This is a genomic window from Olsenella sp. oral taxon 809 str. F0356 (assembly GCF_000233535.1).
GTDB lineage: Bacteria > Actinomycetota > Coriobacteriia > Coriobacteriales > Atopobiaceae > Olsenella_I > Olsenella_I phocaeensis.
In genome coordinates, this window is sequence record NZ_JH376563.1 from 611,342 (window position 1) to 625,483 (window position 14,142).

At 66.3% G+C, this 14,142-nt stretch carries 15 protein-coding genes and 2 tRNA genes; 10 read left to right on the forward strand and 7 right to left on the reverse strand.

The genetic code is table 11. The annotated features are described in order from the left end of the window. The first annotated feature begins 136 nt into the window (after positions 1-136). Both serS and HMPREF1008_RS02730 read left to right on the forward strand, forming a co-directional pair. Positions 137-1,423 (forward strand): serine--tRNA ligase, encoded by a 1,287-nt coding sequence (serS, locus tag HMPREF1008_RS02725; RefSeq protein WP_009278312.1) that lies wholly within the window; start codon positions 137-139, stop codon positions 1,421-1,423. Positions 1,424-1,614: 191 nt separating this feature from the next. Further along, the gene (locus tag HMPREF1008_RS02730) at positions 1,615-1,941 is read left to right on the forward strand and encodes a hypothetical protein (RefSeq protein ID WP_009278313.1); all 327 of its coding nucleotides are present in this window, start codon (positions 1,615-1,617) and stop codon (positions 1,939-1,941) included. Positions 1,942-2,034: 93 nt separating this feature from the next. Here HMPREF1008_RS02730 and HMPREF1008_RS02735 read toward each other — a convergent pair. The 3 genes from HMPREF1008_RS02735 to gluQRS all read right to left on the reverse strand — a co-directional run bounded on the left by HMPREF1008_RS02735 (position 2,035) and on the right by gluQRS (position 3,531). Then, positions 2,035-2,111, reverse strand: a tRNA-Arg gene (locus tag HMPREF1008_RS02735). A gap of 181 nt (positions 2,112-2,292) precedes the next feature. Then, positions 2,293-2,384, reverse strand: a tRNA-Ser gene (locus tag HMPREF1008_RS02740). Positions 2,385-2,550: 166 nt separating this feature from the next. Further along, positions 2,551-3,531, reverse strand: a complete 981-nt coding sequence (gluQRS, locus tag HMPREF1008_RS02745; protein WP_009278314.1) for a tRNA glutamyl-Q(34) synthetase GluQRS — start codon at positions 3,529-3,531, stop codon at positions 2,551-2,553. 438 nt (positions 3,532-3,969) lie between these two features. Between gluQRS and arcC the strand changes: the two genes are divergently transcribed. Beyond that, positions 3,970-4,935: a carbamate kinase gene (gene arcC, locus HMPREF1008_RS02750; protein ID WP_009278315.1), complete on the forward strand. Its 966-nt coding sequence runs from the start codon at positions 3,970-3,972 to the stop codon at positions 4,933-4,935. Positions 4,936-5,037: 102 nt separating this feature from the next. Here the strand turns inward: arcC and HMPREF1008_RS09790 are convergent, their stop codons facing one another. Continuing rightward, positions 5,038-5,673 (reverse strand): hypothetical protein, encoded by a 636-nt coding sequence (locus HMPREF1008_RS09790; RefSeq protein WP_009278316.1) that lies wholly within the window; start codon positions 5,671-5,673, stop codon positions 5,038-5,040. Positions 5,674-5,775: 102 nt separating this feature from the next. Between HMPREF1008_RS09790 and HMPREF1008_RS02760 the strand changes: the two genes are divergently transcribed. Beyond that, positions 5,776-6,447 carry a hypothetical protein gene (locus HMPREF1008_RS02760; protein ID WP_009278317.1) on the forward strand — a complete coding sequence of 224 codons (672 nt, stop codon included), beginning with the start codon at positions 5,776-5,778 and terminating at the stop codon, positions 6,445-6,447. Positions 6,448-6,474: 27 nt separating this feature from the next. On the opposite strand, the gene HMPREF1008_RS02765 is transcribed toward HMPREF1008_RS02760, so the two are convergent. Beyond that, complete coding sequence (locus HMPREF1008_RS02765) at positions 6,475-7,392, reverse strand: YitT family protein (RefSeq protein ID WP_009278318.1); 918 nt, start codon at positions 7,390-7,392, stop codon at positions 6,475-6,477. Positions 7,393-7,588: 196 nt separating this feature from the next. Between HMPREF1008_RS02765 and HMPREF1008_RS02770 the strand changes: the two genes are divergently transcribed. From HMPREF1008_RS02770 to HMPREF1008_RS02790, 5 genes are all read left to right on the forward strand, one after another. Beyond that, complete coding sequence (locus HMPREF1008_RS02770) at positions 7,589-8,215, forward strand: QueT transporter family protein (RefSeq protein ID WP_009278319.1); 627 nt, start codon at positions 7,589-7,591, stop codon at positions 8,213-8,215. 3 nt (positions 8,216-8,218) lie between these two features. After that, positions 8,219-9,445 carry a glycosyltransferase gene (locus HMPREF1008_RS02775; RefSeq protein WP_009278320.1) on the forward strand — a complete coding sequence of 409 codons (1,227 nt, stop codon included), beginning with the start codon at positions 8,219-8,221 and terminating at the stop codon, positions 9,443-9,445. Continuing rightward, positions 9,438-10,784, forward strand: a complete 1,347-nt coding sequence (locus tag HMPREF1008_RS02780) for a sensor histidine kinase (protein WP_009278321.1) — start codon at positions 9,438-9,440, stop codon at positions 10,782-10,784. Before HMPREF1008_RS02775 ends, HMPREF1008_RS02780 begins: the two co-directional genes overlap by 8 nt. A 101-nt stretch (positions 10,785-10,885) precedes the next feature. Then, positions 10,886-11,623 (forward strand): LytTR family DNA-binding domain-containing protein, encoded by a 738-nt coding sequence (locus HMPREF1008_RS02785; RefSeq protein WP_040656709.1) that lies wholly within the window; start codon positions 10,886-10,888, stop codon positions 11,621-11,623. 32 nt (positions 11,624-11,655) lie between these two features. Beyond that, positions 11,656-12,105: a metallophosphoesterase family protein gene (locus tag HMPREF1008_RS02790; RefSeq protein WP_009278323.1), complete on the forward strand. Its 450-nt coding sequence runs from the start codon at positions 11,656-11,658 to the stop codon at positions 12,103-12,105. An 85-nt stretch (positions 12,106-12,190) separates the two neighbouring features. Here HMPREF1008_RS02790 and HMPREF1008_RS02795 read toward each other — a convergent pair whose 3' ends face one another. Both HMPREF1008_RS02795 and trxA read right to left on the reverse strand, forming a co-directional pair. After that, positions 12,191-12,886, reverse strand: coding sequence for a phosphatase PAP2 family protein (locus tag HMPREF1008_RS02795; RefSeq protein WP_009278324.1), 696 nt, complete (start codon positions 12,884-12,886; stop codon positions 12,191-12,193). A 99-nt stretch (positions 12,887-12,985) separates the two neighbouring features. Beyond that, a complete protein-coding gene (gene trxA, locus HMPREF1008_RS02800; RefSeq protein ID WP_009278325.1) occupies positions 12,986-13,303 on the reverse strand; it encodes a thioredoxin in 318 nt (105 codons plus the stop codon). A 121-nt stretch (positions 13,304-13,424) separates the two neighbouring features. On the opposite strand from trxA, the gene HMPREF1008_RS02805 reads away from it, so the two are divergent. Beyond that, entirely contained in the window at positions 13,425-13,982 is a 558-nt protein-coding gene (locus HMPREF1008_RS02805) for a hypothetical protein (protein WP_009278326.1), read from the forward strand. Positions 13,983-14,142 lie beyond the last annotated feature (160 nt).

Sequence of the window (14,142 nt, forward strand, 5' to 3'; positions counted from 1 at the left end):
GCATGCGCGGCCCTGCGTGCCGCGCGCTCGTCCAAAAGCAGCACAAGTATATACTTGCGATACGTGCGCGACCTCGCGCCAGGGGTTGGGGCGCCGCACCCGAACCCAAAAGAATCCAGACCATGAGGGGAACGACATGCTCGACATCAAGTTCGTCAGGGAGAATCCCGACGCCATCGATAGGTCCTGCGAGTCCAGGCAGAACGCCCACTGGGACCGCAGGCGCTTCTTCGAGCTGGACGAAGAGCGCCGCCAGACCATCGTGGAGGTGGAGGCGCTCCAGGCGGAGCGCAACGCCGCCTCCAAGCAGATTGGCCAGCTCATGCGCGAGGGCCGGCACGAGGAGGCCGAGGCGGCCAAGGCCAAGGTCGCCGCGGGCAAGAGCCGCATCGCCGAGCTTGACGAGCGCAGGGGGGCGCTGGACAAGGAGCTCTTCGACCTCGTGGCCGCCATACCCAACATCCCCGACCCCAGCGTCCCCTATGGCAAGGACGACTCCGACAACCCGGAGGTCCGTCGCTGGGGCACCCCGCGCGAGTTCGACTTCGAGCCCAAGGCCCACTGGGACCTCGGCCCGTCGACGGGCATGATTGACTTCGATCGCGGCGTGAAGCTCGCCGGCGCCCGCTTCTACCTCCTGGGCGGCATGGGGGCCCGCATGGAGAGGGCCCTGATCAACTTCTTCATCGACATGCACGACAGGGCGGGGTTCAAGGAGTGGTGGCCCCCCGTCATCACCAACCATGACTCCCTCTTTGGTACGGGCCAGCTGCCCAAGTTCGACGAGGACCTCTATCACGTGCGCCCCGACCTCTACCTCATCCCCACGGCCGAGGTACAGCTCACCAACATCCACCGCGACGAGGTGCTCGACGCGAGCCAGCTCCCCCTGCTCTACACGGCCTTCACCCCCTGCTTCCGCGAGGAGGCGGGCTCTGCAGGCCGCGACACCCGCGGAATCATCCGCGTGCACGAGTTCGACAAGGTGGAGATGGTCAAGTTCGCCAAGCCCGAGGACTCCATGAACCAGCTCGAGAGCATGGTCGCCGAGGCGGAGCTCTGCCTCCAGACCCTGGGCCTTCCCTACCATGTGGTCACCCTCTGCACCGGCGACATCGGCTTCAGCGCCCGCAAGTGCTACGACATCGAAGTCTGGCTCCCCAGCTACGACAACTACAAGGAGATCTCCTCCTGCTCCAACTGCTGGGACTTCCAGGCTCGTCGCGCCAACATCCGCTACCGTGACCCCTCCGAGTTCAAGGGCACCCGCTACGTGCACACGCTCAACGGCTCGGGGCTTGCCGTCGGGCGCACCATGGCAGCCATCATGGAGAACTACCAGAACGCCGACGGTAGCATCACCATCCCCGAGGCGCTCGTGCCCTATATGGGCGGCGTGGAGGTCATCAAGCCCGAGGCGTAGCATCGGAAGGACATGCATGAGGTCGAGAGGCGTCCTTCGGGGCGCCTCTTCCTCCCCCGCCCGACCCGCTCGATAAAACAGAACATATGTTCTGTTACAATGGGGGCAGGGCGAGAGAAGGGGAGAGAATGCGCAGGCCGAGAAGAGAATTGCTCCACAGCCGTCAGGAGGGCCAGGAGGAGCGCCATCACTTGTACGAGGAGTCCGCAGGGCAGATTTCCATAGCGGAACGCAGCATGGGGCCCGTGACGAGTGCGGTCTTCGGCATGCCCCTCCACAGGCACAGGATTCTGGTGGAGAAGGGGCTCGTCGGGCGGCTCGTGGAGCTGCTGGGCGGAACGGAGGGCGAAGGCACCACGGTCTCTCTGGCCCGCTACTTCGAGGAGGGCCACTGCCTTCTCGACCTGGAGGACGCGATGGATAGGGCGGGCCTTCCCTATGCCTACGAGGCCCAACGTTCGGGCTACGTGATCTTCAGGCCCAGTGGGGAGGAGCTCCGCCTCGCCCTCGATGCATAGGCAAGCGGGCAACTTGTCATGGGGTAGCTTGCGGGTGGCATGTGGAAGGGCATGAAAAAAGCCACCTGCCCGAGCAGGTGGCTTTACATTCGCTGGTGCGGCGTACAGGATTCGAACCTGTGACGTTCTGATTCGTAGTCAGACCCTCTATCCAGCTGAGGTAACGCCGCGTTGCAGGAATTAGAATGCCATCCCCACCACCATGAGTCAAGCGAGAATCTTGAAATATTTAGGAGAACACAAGAAATGCCTGGTAGAAGCTAGAAAACTTTTTGTGTAGATGCACCTCTAAGTCTATGCCCGGAAATAAAGAAAAAGCCTGGGACGCATCGCGTCCCAGGCAGCAGAATCTGGCGGAGAGCTGGGGATTCGAACCCCAGATAGGATTTGCATCCTATACTCGCTTAGCAGGCGAGCACCTTCGGCCTCTCGGTCAGCTCTCCGTTCGAGGTGCTAGAGCATGATACCCCACAACGGGCTCGCGTCACAACGGGGACGGGATATTTGTCTGGCCTGTGGAAACGTTGTCATGGGCGGTGGTTGGCGAGCCCGCTCTCCTCGCGGCGACCAAGGGTTGGCCCCCCAGCGGATGGGTGGCCCGTTCGCCGCCTACGCAAGCGCGTCTGCCACCAGGTCGTCCCGGTGGCTTCGTATCGCGTCCCAGGAAAAGCGCCGCGCGAGCTCGTCCGCCGCAAGCTCCTCCCCAGGCTCGGCAAGCCCGACGCCCTGGCAGAGAGCGCCGATTACCCTCTGGGGCTTGACGCCGGAGGCTCGGAGGGCGCCGAGGTCGAGGTCCCGATCGCGCTTGGAGAGCCTGCGCCCCGAGGGGGCGACGACGAGGGGGACATGTCCGAAGGTCGGTGCCTCATGCCCCAGGACATGCGCGAGGTAGGTCTGCCGCGCCACGGACCCCAGCAGGTCTCGGCCGCGCACCACCTGGTTGATGCCCATCAGGGCGTCGTCCACCACGACGGCCAGCTGGTAGGCCACGACCCCGTCGCTCCTGCGCACGAGGAAGTCCCCGCATTCGCTTTCCAGGCTCTCCTCGCGCCGTCCGAAGCCAAGGTCCTCGAAGGCGATGCTGGCATCGGGCTCCCCACGACGGGGGACGCGCAGCCGCGTCGCGGAGGGCCTCTCCCTTGACCTCCGTGCGACCTCCTCGGCGGACAGGTCCCTGCATGTTCCCGAATAGACGTAGGTGCCGTCCGAGGCATGGGGCGCGGTGGCGGCGTGCAGCTCTGACCTGCTGCAGAAGCAGGGGTAGGTGAGCCCCCTCTGGCGCAGCTCCTCCAACGCCCCGAGGTAGACCTCGGTCCTTTGGCTTTGGAAGTGCGGGCCTTCGTCCCAGTCGAGGCCGAGCCAGCGGAGGTCGTCCATGAGCAGCTCGCTGCGACGACTGTCCTGCGCCCGAGGGTCGAGATCCTCGATGCGCAGCACCATGCGGCCCCCCGCGGAGCGGGCGGAGGCCCAAGCCATGAGGGCCGAGAAGGCGTTGCCCAGGTGCATGCGCCCCGAGGGGGTCGGGGCGAAGCGGCCCACCACGCCATGGGCGGCGCTGCCGTGGGGTGCTGTGCGGACGTCTGTGCTCATGGCGAGAATCGTAGCGCAGGGGGGCGGGCCCGTGTCCCGTCCCCCTGCGGCGGTCGGCCCATTTGCACATATAGAAAAGAAAGAAAGAAAAAGAGAATATATCCAATACTTTGAATCCATCGGACAAGGCTGGGTGCCAAGGAGGCGAAGCGGGGGTCGGCCCTTGTGGGCAGCATCTTGTCCGCATCCAGATAGTCGCAGCTAGGACGAGCAAGGCTGGCACCATAGCTGCGGTAGAGATATGTGGGAAAACGTCTCCTGCCCCGCCAACGGTCCCCCTCTGGTAGAGAAAAACCTACCGTTTGGGGAGTGCATATATTCTCTAAATAAAGTAGATTCGATACGGACTACCATTCGATACGTTACGAGCCACGAGCCCGTTCCTGACGCATCTGGAACCACGCCAGGCAGAACTCAGCACACAAGGAGGAAAGAAGTATGTCCAAGGCCCCCGGAAAGCCCAACCGCGTCGTCATCGCACTCGGCGGCAACGCACTCGGCGACACCCCCGAGGAGCAGATCCGTCGCGTCCGCGAGGCTGCCCCCACGCTGCTCAAGGTCATCGAGCAGGGCAACGAGATCATCATCACCCACGGCAACGGCCCGCAGGTCGGCATGATCCAGAAGGCCTTCACCTACGCCAACCAGACCGACCCCAAGATCCCCAGCATGGACCTGCCCGAGTGCGGCGCCATGTCCCAGGGCTACATCGGCTACCACCTGCAGCAGGCCATCGGTGCCTCCATGCACAAGGCCTACAAGCGCTGGCACGTCGCCTCCGTGGTCACCCAGATCGAGGTCGACCCCGACGACCCCGCGTTCCGCAACCCCACCAAGCCCATCGGCGCCTTCCTGACCAAGGAGCAGGCTGACGCCGAGAAGGCGGCCCATCCCGAGATGACCTTCGTCGAGGACTCTGGCCGCGGCTACCGTCGCGTCGTCGCCTCTCCCGAGCCCAAGAAGATCGTCGAGTACGAGAGCATCCTCAACCTGCTCGACAACCAGTTCATCGTCATCGCCTGCGGTGGCGGCGGCATTCCCGTGGTCCGCGACTATAGCGACAAGGGCGCCTACAAGGGTGTTGCCGCAGTCATCGACAAGGACATGGGCGGCGAGCTCCTCGGCGAGGACTGCGACGCCGACGTCCTGGTCCTGCTGACCGCCGTCGACCACGTCGCCATCAACTTCGGCAAGCCCGACCAGAAGGACCTCGAGGAGATCAACGTCGAGGAGGCCAAGAAGTACGTCGAGGAGGGCCAGTTTGGCAAGGGCTCCATGGAGCCCAAGGTCAAGGCTGGCATCAAGTTCGCCGAGAGCCGCCCCGGCCGCGTCTGCATCATCGGCTCCCTGGACAAGGCCGCCGAGGCCATGGCCGGCCTCTCGGGCACCCGCATCACCGCCTAGGACACGGCGCCGGCACCATCGCCCGAACGCAAGGAGGGGCCGCGATTCGTCGCGGCCCCTCCTCCTGTGTGGGTCCCCGCGCGTCAGCGGGACGCATGAGGCCTACGTCAGGTCACGTCCGTAGAGGTAGACCCGAATCACATTGCCGTCGGCGTCCGCGACCACCTCGTGTGACGATATCCTGCTCAGCCCCCGGTGCTCGTAGTAGCCCCAGTCGCACTCGTCGTCGGTCGTGAGGAAGAAGCCCGGGGCACCGGCGCGCGCGATCAAGGATGACATGCGGTCGAAGAGGCCGCTGCCCATCCCCAGACCGCGCGCTTCGGGGCTCACGGCAAGGAGCGTCATCTGCGCCTGGGAGAAGCGCCCTCCCCTGCGGGAGTAGTCCGCCGCAAGCGAGAACTCGCTGCGGTCGATGGCGAGCGCGGACCCCAACTCATGGGCTAGGCCGAGCCCCTCGGCCTCTGCCAAGAGCTCCTTGCGACGGCCCTCCCAGCGCGGCGCCCTGCGCCCGAAGCCATCGCGCGCCAGCACGACGCCCAGGACGTCCTCCCCCACGCAGCCGACGAGGCCAAGGGACGAGGCGGAGAGGTACGTCGCCGCGGCAAGCTGTCCGGCCCTGGCCGCGACGCGCTCGTCGAGCCCGGCGCACCAGAGCGTCTGGTAGAGACCTGCCACCGCGTCGAAGTCCCTCTCCTCAAACGGACGATAGGCGACGTTCTCCCGTGCGAGCCGCGACATTCTGCGTTCTCCTCCCCTGGGCCTTGAGATGTGGCGTCCCAGGACCATATCATTTCGAGTTGCTGGCCCGCGTCAGGAGCGGCCACCCGAGAAGGGACGAACATGCCCGAAACCAAGCCTTACGACAGCGACTTCATGCTCGGCGAGCCCGCGCTCGTCTGCCGTTGGCGCCTCGCGGGGGCGACCCTCCCCCTCGAGAACCGCCACCTCCGTGCCCTGAGCCGTCGCCACCTGGGGGACGCTCCCCTGGACGACAAGCTCGTGGCCTGGGCAAAGCAGCACATAGAGTGGACCCTCGCGTCCGGGGCGGCAGAGCATCCCAATGGCGTCCTCATGCTGATGGTGGACGAGCGCGGCAGGGCGGCGATGACGGTGGGTCCCTACGAGCCCCTGACGGACCGCCGACTGCCCGCGCTCCTGGCCCGTGCCGACCTCGCGGAGAGGGAGGCGGACCAGACCGACGTCGCGCCCGAGACCATATGGTCGGTCGTTGACGGAGGTCTCGTCTGGGGCTTGGGGGAGGGATGCGTCCCCTCCGGGACGGCCTCGCTCGTGGAGGACCTCGCCCGCACGCTTGGCATCTCGGTGGAGCGCAGGGCGGGCCTCCTCGACGAGGTCCGCTCTGGGGGACTTGCCTTCGACGAGGCCTTCGTGGTGTCCGACGAGCATGGGGTGGTCCTGCCCGAGGGATTAGCCTGTCCCTTGGGCGAGCGATTCCTCGAGGGATACGGGACGCTGCTCCGGAAGGCGCGCAGACTGGGCCAGGGCTCCTGACGGAGGGCTACCGCGCGCGGGCGTTCGTCAGACGCCGCGGAAGCCCCTGCCGATGATCTCGGAGCTGTTCACTATGGTGATGAAGGCGCTGGGGTCAGACCTGCGCAGCTGGTTGCGGAGCTTGGTGGCCTCGCGTCTGCTGAGCACCGTCACCAGCACGCGCTCCTCCCGCCCGCTGAAGCCACCCCACTCCTTGCGGACGGTCGCCGTGCGGTGCAGGACGGTCACTATGAAGCGGAGCACCTCGTCGGGGTTGCGGCTGATCACGGTGCAGACCTTGAGCGTGTTTATGCTCTCGATGAACACGTCCACGAAGAAGGCCTTCGCCAGTAGTCCCAGCACGCAGTAGAGCCCCGTCCGTGGGCCGTAGATGACGGCGGCGGCGGCCACGATAAGGGAGTCCACCACCATGAGCGCCTTGCCGATCTCGAGCGAGGTGTGCTTCTTCAAGATCATGGCCAGGATGTCTGTTCCTCCCGTGGAGGCGCCGATGTTGAAGACGATGGCGCTTCCCACCGCAGGGAGGAGGACCGCGAAGATCAGCTCGAGGAGCGTGTCGTCGGTGAGTGGGTGGGGCATGGGCAGCAGCAGCTCGAGGAGGCTGATGTACGCCGAGAGGGCGAAGGAGGTGTAGACCGTCCAGCCCATGGTCTTGCGGTCGAGGGACACGAGGCCCAAGACGACCAGGATGGTGTTGATCACCCACATGAAGGCGCTCACGGGGAGCCCGGGAAAGAGTGTCGCGAGGATGATCGACATGCCCGAGGTGCCGCCGAGGGCGAAGTGGTTGGGCGACTTGAAGAGCTCGACTCCCAGCGAGGTGAGGAAGATGCCCAGGTTGAGCGTGGCGAAGAAGCGCAGCTTGCCGGGATGCTCCCTTCGGTTCGCGATGCGTACGGACTCCTCGATCTGCGAGGCGGAGAGTTCCTCCTGAATGCCTGACATTACCCAGCCGTCCCTTTGACATCCGATGCGGCGCAGCCCCTCTGGCCCGCCGGCCCCGCCATGATGCTGTGGCCGGGCGCCCATGTCAAGGAGCCCGCACGAGCTGCCCGCCCAGGGGGCCCGAACCGTGGGTGAGGGTAGAATGGACTGGCACTTGCTACCGACGGGCCAGACGCCCACAGAAGGAGGCTCCACGTTGTTCGCTTCTCCCAACTCAACTAAGAAGCAGCTCACCCCCACCCGAATCACGCGCATCGCCACCATCGCCGGCCTGTATGCCGCGCTGACCCTGGTCTGCATGGCCTTCCTGGGCGGCCTCTCGTGGGGGCCCGTGCAGCTCAGGCTCTCCGAGGCGGTCTGCGTCCTGGCCCTCCTCACCGCGGACGCCGTTCCCGGCCTTGCCCTGGGCTGCGCCATCGCGAACATTGCGAACATCGCGCTCTCCGGGACTGGCCTCCTGGGCCTTCTGGACGTGGTGTTCGGCACCCTGGCCACGACCCTGGGCGCCCTCGTCACCTGGAGGCTGCGTTCCCGCCCGTCCGTGGCCGTCCTGGGGCCCGTCCTGGCCAACGCCCTCATAGTCCCCGCCTACCTGCCCCTGCTCCTCCAGGGTCTGGGCTTCTATACCATCCCCTTCACGTCCATCGCCTTGGACGGCGCCTATCCCGCCATGTACCTCTTTGGCTTCGTCGCCTGTGGCCTGGGTGAGGGCCTGGTGGTCTATGCCCTGGGCCTGCCCCTCTTCAGGGCGCTCCTCGCGAGCCCGCTTCCTCGGCGTCTGTTGCAGGACGAGGCCGCCCCGACGGCGACGGAGGGGGCGTAGCCCTTGAATCCGGTCGTGGTCATACCCTCCTATTGGACCTGGCAGGACGAGCCGCTCGAAATCGGGCGGGTCGGTGCGTACGATCATGCGACGCCCATAGCGAAGCCCCTGCCCGAGCTGGAGACCTGCCTCGCCTCGCTCGATGCGGTCCGCGGGGTCTTGAGGGTCGTGGTTCTCCTGGTGGCGCCGCGCTCCTGCGCGGAGGGCGCCCGCGCTCGCGTGGACGCGATCTGCCGGTCCCACCCAAGGCTCAACCCCCTGGTGGTGGACCAGCGCGAGGCCGACCTGGTCACTCGTGCCGTGGAGGCCATCGCGCCGAAGATGGACAGGGAGAGCGTCTCGCTCAGGGGCTACGGCGCGATCCGCAACATGGGGCTCGCCGTCGCCGCCGTGCTCGGACACGACGTCGTGGTCTTCCTGGACGACGACGAGGTGGCCCTGGACGAGAACTTCCTCATCGACGCGCTCTTCGGCCTGGGGCTCGACAACCGGCAGGGACTTCCCATCATGGCGAAGAGCGGCCACTTCCTGGACCGCTCGGGCTCTCCCTACGCGGACGTCTCCAAGCCGCATTGGCGGGACCGCCACTGGGCCAAGCGCGTGGAGTTCAACCAGTGGATGCACCGTGCGCAGACGGGTACGCGCATCTCTCGCTCCAACTACGTCTGCGGCGGCTGCTTCGCCGTCGCGGCGCAGGCGTTCTGCAACGTGGCCTTCGACCCGGTCATTCCCAGGGGCGAGGACCTCGACTACCTGCTCGACCTGCGCATGCACGGCCTGGACGTGTGGTTCGACAACCAATGGAGGGTGCGCCACCTGCCGCCCGAGTGCCCCTCGCGCGCGGCACGCTTCCTGCAGGATGCCTATCGCTGGGAGTACGAGGTCGCCAAGCTGCGCTTCGCCAACTCGAGCATCGGCCTCCGCCAGGTGCGTCCGGAGTCCCTCAGGCCGTACCCCAGCGAGTGGGTCTCTCCCGAGGTGAGCCACAGGATCGCGCTGACCTCGCTCCTGCGCGCCATCGCGGGCCCGGAGCGCATGGCCTACCTCAAGATCTTCCTGCGCGGCCGTCGCAAGGCGCGCGCCTGGGCCGACCGCCACTGCTCGAGCTACTTCGCTTTCCAGACCTATTGGCCAAAAATCATGGGGACGCTCTGGCAGGACGCGCTGCTGGCCAGGCGTCTCGTCCATAGTGGAACCCCCGTGGCGCAGGATGGCGGCACGCATGCGTAGGTTCGTGATGGCGCACTTCAGGCTCCTCGTGAACACGCTCCTGGTGGCGTCGTCGCTCGCGCTCCTGGTGCTTTTGGGCTGGGGGATCGGTGTGAGCAACATCACCGCGGCGGTCGTCGCGGGTGCGGGCCTCGCCGTCGTGATCGTGGCGGGCGGCTCCGCCCTCATGGCACCGGACGACCTGAGGTCGCAGGCGACCGAGAGGACCTTGCGCGTCGCGTCCGGGACCCTGCGTCAGATGTCCGCCGGCCTCAGCCCCGAGAGCGCCATGGCCGTCTGCCAGCTGGTCCTTCCCGAGACCACGGCATCGGCCATAGCCATCAGCGACGACAGGCGGACCATCGCCTTCGTGGGCGACGACCTCTCGGGATTCAAGGTCGGTGCCCCCAACAGCGACCCCACCCGCGAGGTCCTGTCCAGCGGACACGTGCAGACCTTCACCAACCTCGACTGGGACGAATGGGCCGACATGGAGGTCGGGCTCTCGCGCGATGCCCGCGAGCAGGTGCTTCCCGTGGGCATCATCGCGCCGCTCGAGGTGGCGGGCCGACCCGTGGGGACCTTCAAGCTCTACTACCGCCACGGCCGGGACGTGGACCGCACCCAGCTCGCCATCGCGCGCGGCTTCGCGGAGCTCCTTTCTACGCAGCTCTCTGCCTACGAGCTCGACCGCCAGGCGGAGCTCACGGCACGTGCCGAGGTCAAGGCCCTGCAGGCCCAGATCAACCCGCACTTCCTCTTCAACGCGCTCAACACGATGGCGTCGCTCACGAGGACCGACCCCTCCCGCGCCCGCGAGCTCCTGCGCGAGTTCGCCGTCTTCTATCGTCGTACGCTCGAGAGCTCCGAGCAGCTCATCCCCCTCGAGGAGGAGCTGGAGCAGACCAGGCGCTACCTCAAGATAGAGAAGGCGCGCTTCGGCGACGACCGTATCGTCGAGACCGAGCGCGTCGAGCCCGGATGCGGTAAGGTGCGGGTTCCGGGCTTCCTCGTGCAGCCCATCGTGGAGAACGCGGTGCGCCACGCCATGAGCGACGAGGGACCGCTCCACATCGACGTGCAGGTTGTCTCGGACGGGGGAGACGTGCTCATTGCCGTCGCCGACGATGGCCTCGGCATGAGCGAGGAGGTCGCCAACGGACTGCTCGAGGCCAGCGCCGAGGGCAGGGGCATGTCCCAGAGCGACAAGGGGACCGGCATCGCCCTGCGCAACGTGGCCGAGCGCATCGAGCGCTTCTTCGGCATGGGGTCGGGGGTCGAGATCATGAGCCGTGAGGGTGCGGGCACCTGCGTCACGCTGCGGCTTGTGGGAGCCGCGCCTACAGGGGGCGCGGGCTAGCGCCAACAGGCGTAAGATGGTGAATTGGGCCCTGACGTGGTCATTTTGGTATTCGTAGGCATTCGGTTACCGCCGCCGGCGGAAGAAAGTTGGCTGATTGCATGCTTAACGTTCTGATCGTAGACGACGAGGCTCCCGCCCGTTCCGAGCTCAGGTTCCTCCTGGACGAGACCGGGAGGGTCGAGTCCGTCGAGGAGGCGAGCAGCGCGCGAGAGGCCGTCGAGGCACTTGTGCGCAGCAAGGAGGGTGTCGAGCGCCATCCCGATGTGCTCTTCCTGGACATCTCGATGCCCAAGACCTCTGGCATGCAGCTCGCCGAGGCGCTGAGGAAGCTCAAGAACCCGCCTGCCGTGGTCTTCGTCACCGCATACAGCGAGTACGCGCTGGACGCCTTCAACGTCGACGCGGTCGACTACCTCATGAAGCCGGTAGAGACCGATCGCCTCTCCCAGGCCCTCGACAAGGTCGAGGCGCGTCTCAAGCCCGCTCCCAGCACCTGCGTCTCCATCGAGCGAATTCCGGTGGAGAAGGGCGGACGTAAGGTGCTGGTCCCCGTCGACCAGATTCGCTTCATCGAGGCGAAGGACGACTACTCCTGCATCTACACCGACGAGGACCGCTTCCTCTCGACCATCTCCCTGGCCAAGCTCGAGCAGAGGCTCGTGCCCCACGGCTTCTTCAGGGTGCATCGCGGCTACATCGTGAACCTCGACCACGTGGAGGACGTCGAGGTCATTTCCAGCGGAATTCTGCAGCTGGGCCTCAAGGGCATTCCCGAGAAGAAGATCCCCGTCTCGCGCCGCCGCGTGGTCGCGCTCAAGCGCGCCCTGGGCATCTAGGCCGCCGACAAGACGGACCCGACGGGAGTTCCATGCGCTACGACATAGTCTCTGACACCCACGGCCACCTCTCCGCAGAGTTGCTCCGGGCACTTGAGGGCGCTGACGTTATAGTGCACGCCGGTGACATGTGCTCGACGGCGGACGCGCGCCGCCTGGAGCGGATAGCCCCCCTGAAGCTCTGCAAGGGCAACAACGACTGGGGCTACGACTACGGCCCTTTCGTGGGCAACGTCACCCATTTCTTCGCCAGCGGCCTGCGCTGGCAGGTCTGCCACTACCAGGAGAGACTCGACCTCGAGGTCTGCGACGTCGCCATCTGCGGACACACGCACCGCCCCCTCCTGGAGCGAGACTCCCGCACGGGAGTCCTGGTCATGAACCCGGGGAGCCCCAGCCTGCCCCGTGGCGGCGGCCCGACCATGGGCAGGATCGTCGCGGAGGACGGCAGACTGCTCAAGGCAGAGATCGTAGGCCTGTGAGCGATTCCGAGCCAGGATGAGGCGCACCTCTCGCCTGGAAGGGGCGAGAGGTGCGAGCTTCCCGTTGCCGGCTGGGTGCCGGGGGCTATGGCTCTTGCGCCGCCCGACGCTCCGGCCCATGTCCCTCAGGCAGGAACATGGGCACGAAGATGCGGGTGTACGCGCAGAGCCAGGCGATGGACACACAGAATCCGGCAATCACGTCCGATGCGTAATGGACGCCCAGATAGATGCGGCTCAGGCCGACGGCGACGATGACCAGCGAGAGCCCGCCCATGCAGAGGACCTTCACGAAGCGGTCCCCCTCGTAGCGCCAGACCATCCACACCAGGAGCCCGTAGAACGCCATCGCCACCATGGAGTGGCCGGAGGGGAAGCTATAGCCGGACTCCGCGATGAGCCGGTAGCCCTCGGGCCGGGGTCGCTGCACGAGCTCCTTGAGCACCAGGTTGAGCGCAAGCGCCAGAGCAAGGTTGACCGCGGCGCAGAGGCCGGGACGCCTTCCGGGGGCGAAGGCCTCGACGACCAGGAGCATGACGACGAGGACGACGGGAAGCGCGAGCTCGGATATGGACTGCATTATGGGAGTGAGCCACTCGCTCCTCATGTGGAGCACGACGAGGTAGTAGGCCCATCCGTCCAGGGCGAGGAGCCCGTCCTCGTGCACCTCCTCGAGCAGTGCGATGAAGCCCACCACGGCGAGGATGAGGACTATGGTCCAGAGGTTCTTGCGCACGAGGCGCCCGAAGAGGTCGAAGGTTTTACTGACGCGCTCGCCCATGTGGACCCTCCAGCCAGAGACAAAAAGAGACGGACGCGTGGGCGTCCGCCTCCAAGGGTATTACTTCGGGCCGCCAAGGGGCTGCCCTTCTCAAAAGGCCTAGAGGTTGGCGTTGAGCTCGCTCAGGAGGTCAGCCTTGGGCATGTTGCCCACCATGGTGTGGGCGGGCTTCCCGTCCTTGAAGAGGATCAGGGTGGGGATGCTCACGATCTGGAAGCGCTGGGCGAGCTCGCCCTCGTCGTCGACATTGCACTTGTAGAGGACCATCTTGTCGGACAGCTCGTCGGCGACCTGTTCGACGACGGGACCCAGGGCGCGGCAGGGGCCGCACCAGGAGGCCCAGAAGTCCACCAGGACGGGCTTGTCAGAGTTGGCGAGGACAGAGTCGAACTCGGCGTTGGTGATAGCGTTGGCCATTGTTGTCTCTCCTTGTGTAGGGTGCCTTGCGGCGCTTGCTCTCTGGGCGGCTTATACCCCATAGCGGTGGCATGCCGGCAGTAGAATCGATAAGTGTGGAAACGGTGACGGAAGGCGGGCAATGAGGGGCGAGCGCGAGCTAAGACGGGATGCCTACCTGCGCAAGCAGCGCTTCGAGTTGGCATCCCTCGCCGAGCGCGACGTAAACATGTCCGGAAACGCCTTCTCGTCCTGCCTCTTTGTGAAGGGGTCCCTCTCAGGGGACGAGCTCGCCGGCGGGCCGCTCTTGGGTGGTGCGGACGGCGAGGCGCTGCGCGCGGCGCTGGCGGCGCTGGGATACGCGCCGGAGGACTGGGTGGCCCTGGGCGCCGTGGGCCTCGGCTCGACAGCGCCGCTGGACGCGGCGCTTCTGCGCGAGGCGGTCTGCGTGCTGGACCCCGCGACGGTCATAGCGGTGGACGGCGTCGCCGCCATGGCGTTGCGCGCCGCCTACGCCACAGAGCTGGCAGGGCTGCCGGACTTCGATGCCGCCATGCTCGAGGAGGGCGTCGTGGCCCACGTCCTGGGCATGCGCGTCATGGCGCTGGGGGAGTTTGCGGCCTCCCTGGGGGACGGCCGCCAGAAGCAGCTCATGTGGGCGCGCCTCAAGAAGTTGCCGCCGCTGGGTGAGCCGTACTAGCCCAGGGCCGTCGGCGACGGCGTGCTTCGTGGTTCCTGGCGGGGGTGCTATGGCAGAAGCTCGTCCCTCTCGCCCTCGTATCGGGTTGGCGCGGGGTCGAGGCGTTCCCAAGCATCTGCCAAACGTGACGTCCGACCCCTCCGTTTGCGCTACGCTAGCT

Coding starts and splice junctions, on each gene's coding strand:
- serS (WP_009278312.1), top strand. CDS start 137: ATGCTCGACATCAAGTTCGTCAGGGAGAATCCCGACGCCATCGATAGG.
- gluQRS (WP_009278314.1), bottom strand. CDS start 3,531: ATGAGCACAGACGTCCGCACAGCACCCCACGGCAGCGCCGCCCATGGC.
- arcC (WP_009278315.1), top strand. CDS start 3,970: ATGTCCAAGGCCCCCGGAAAGCCCAACCGCGTCGTCATCGCACTCGGC.
- HMPREF1008_RS09790 (WP_009278316.1), bottom strand. CDS start 5,673: ATGTCGCGGCTCGCACGGGAGAACGTCGCCTATCGTCCGTTTGAGGAG.
- HMPREF1008_RS02760 (WP_009278317.1), top strand. CDS start 5,776: ATGCCCGAAACCAAGCCTTACGACAGCGACTTCATGCTCGGCGAGCCC.
- HMPREF1008_RS02765 (WP_009278318.1), bottom strand. CDS start 7,392: ATGTCAGGCATTCAGGAGGAACTCTCCGCCTCGCAGATCGAGGAGTCC.
- HMPREF1008_RS02780 (WP_009278321.1), top strand. CDS start 9,438: ATGCGTAGGTTCGTGATGGCGCACTTCAGGCTCCTCGTGAACACGCTC.
- HMPREF1008_RS02785 (WP_040656709.1), top strand. CDS start 10,886: ATGCTTAACGTTCTGATCGTAGACGACGAGGCTCCCGCCCGTTCCGAG.
- HMPREF1008_RS02790 (WP_009278323.1), top strand. CDS start 11,656: ATGCGCTACGACATAGTCTCTGACACCCACGGCCACCTCTCCGCAGAG.
- HMPREF1008_RS02795 (WP_009278324.1), bottom strand. CDS start 12,886: ATGGGCGAGCGCGTCAGTAAAACCTTCGACCTCTTCGGGCGCCTCGTG.
- trxA (WP_009278325.1), bottom strand. CDS start 13,303: ATGGCCAACGCTATCACCAACGCCGAGTTCGACTCTGTCCTCGCCAAC.
- HMPREF1008_RS02805 (WP_009278326.1), top strand. CDS start 13,425: ATGAGGGGCGAGCGCGAGCTAAGACGGGATGCCTACCTGCGCAAGCAG.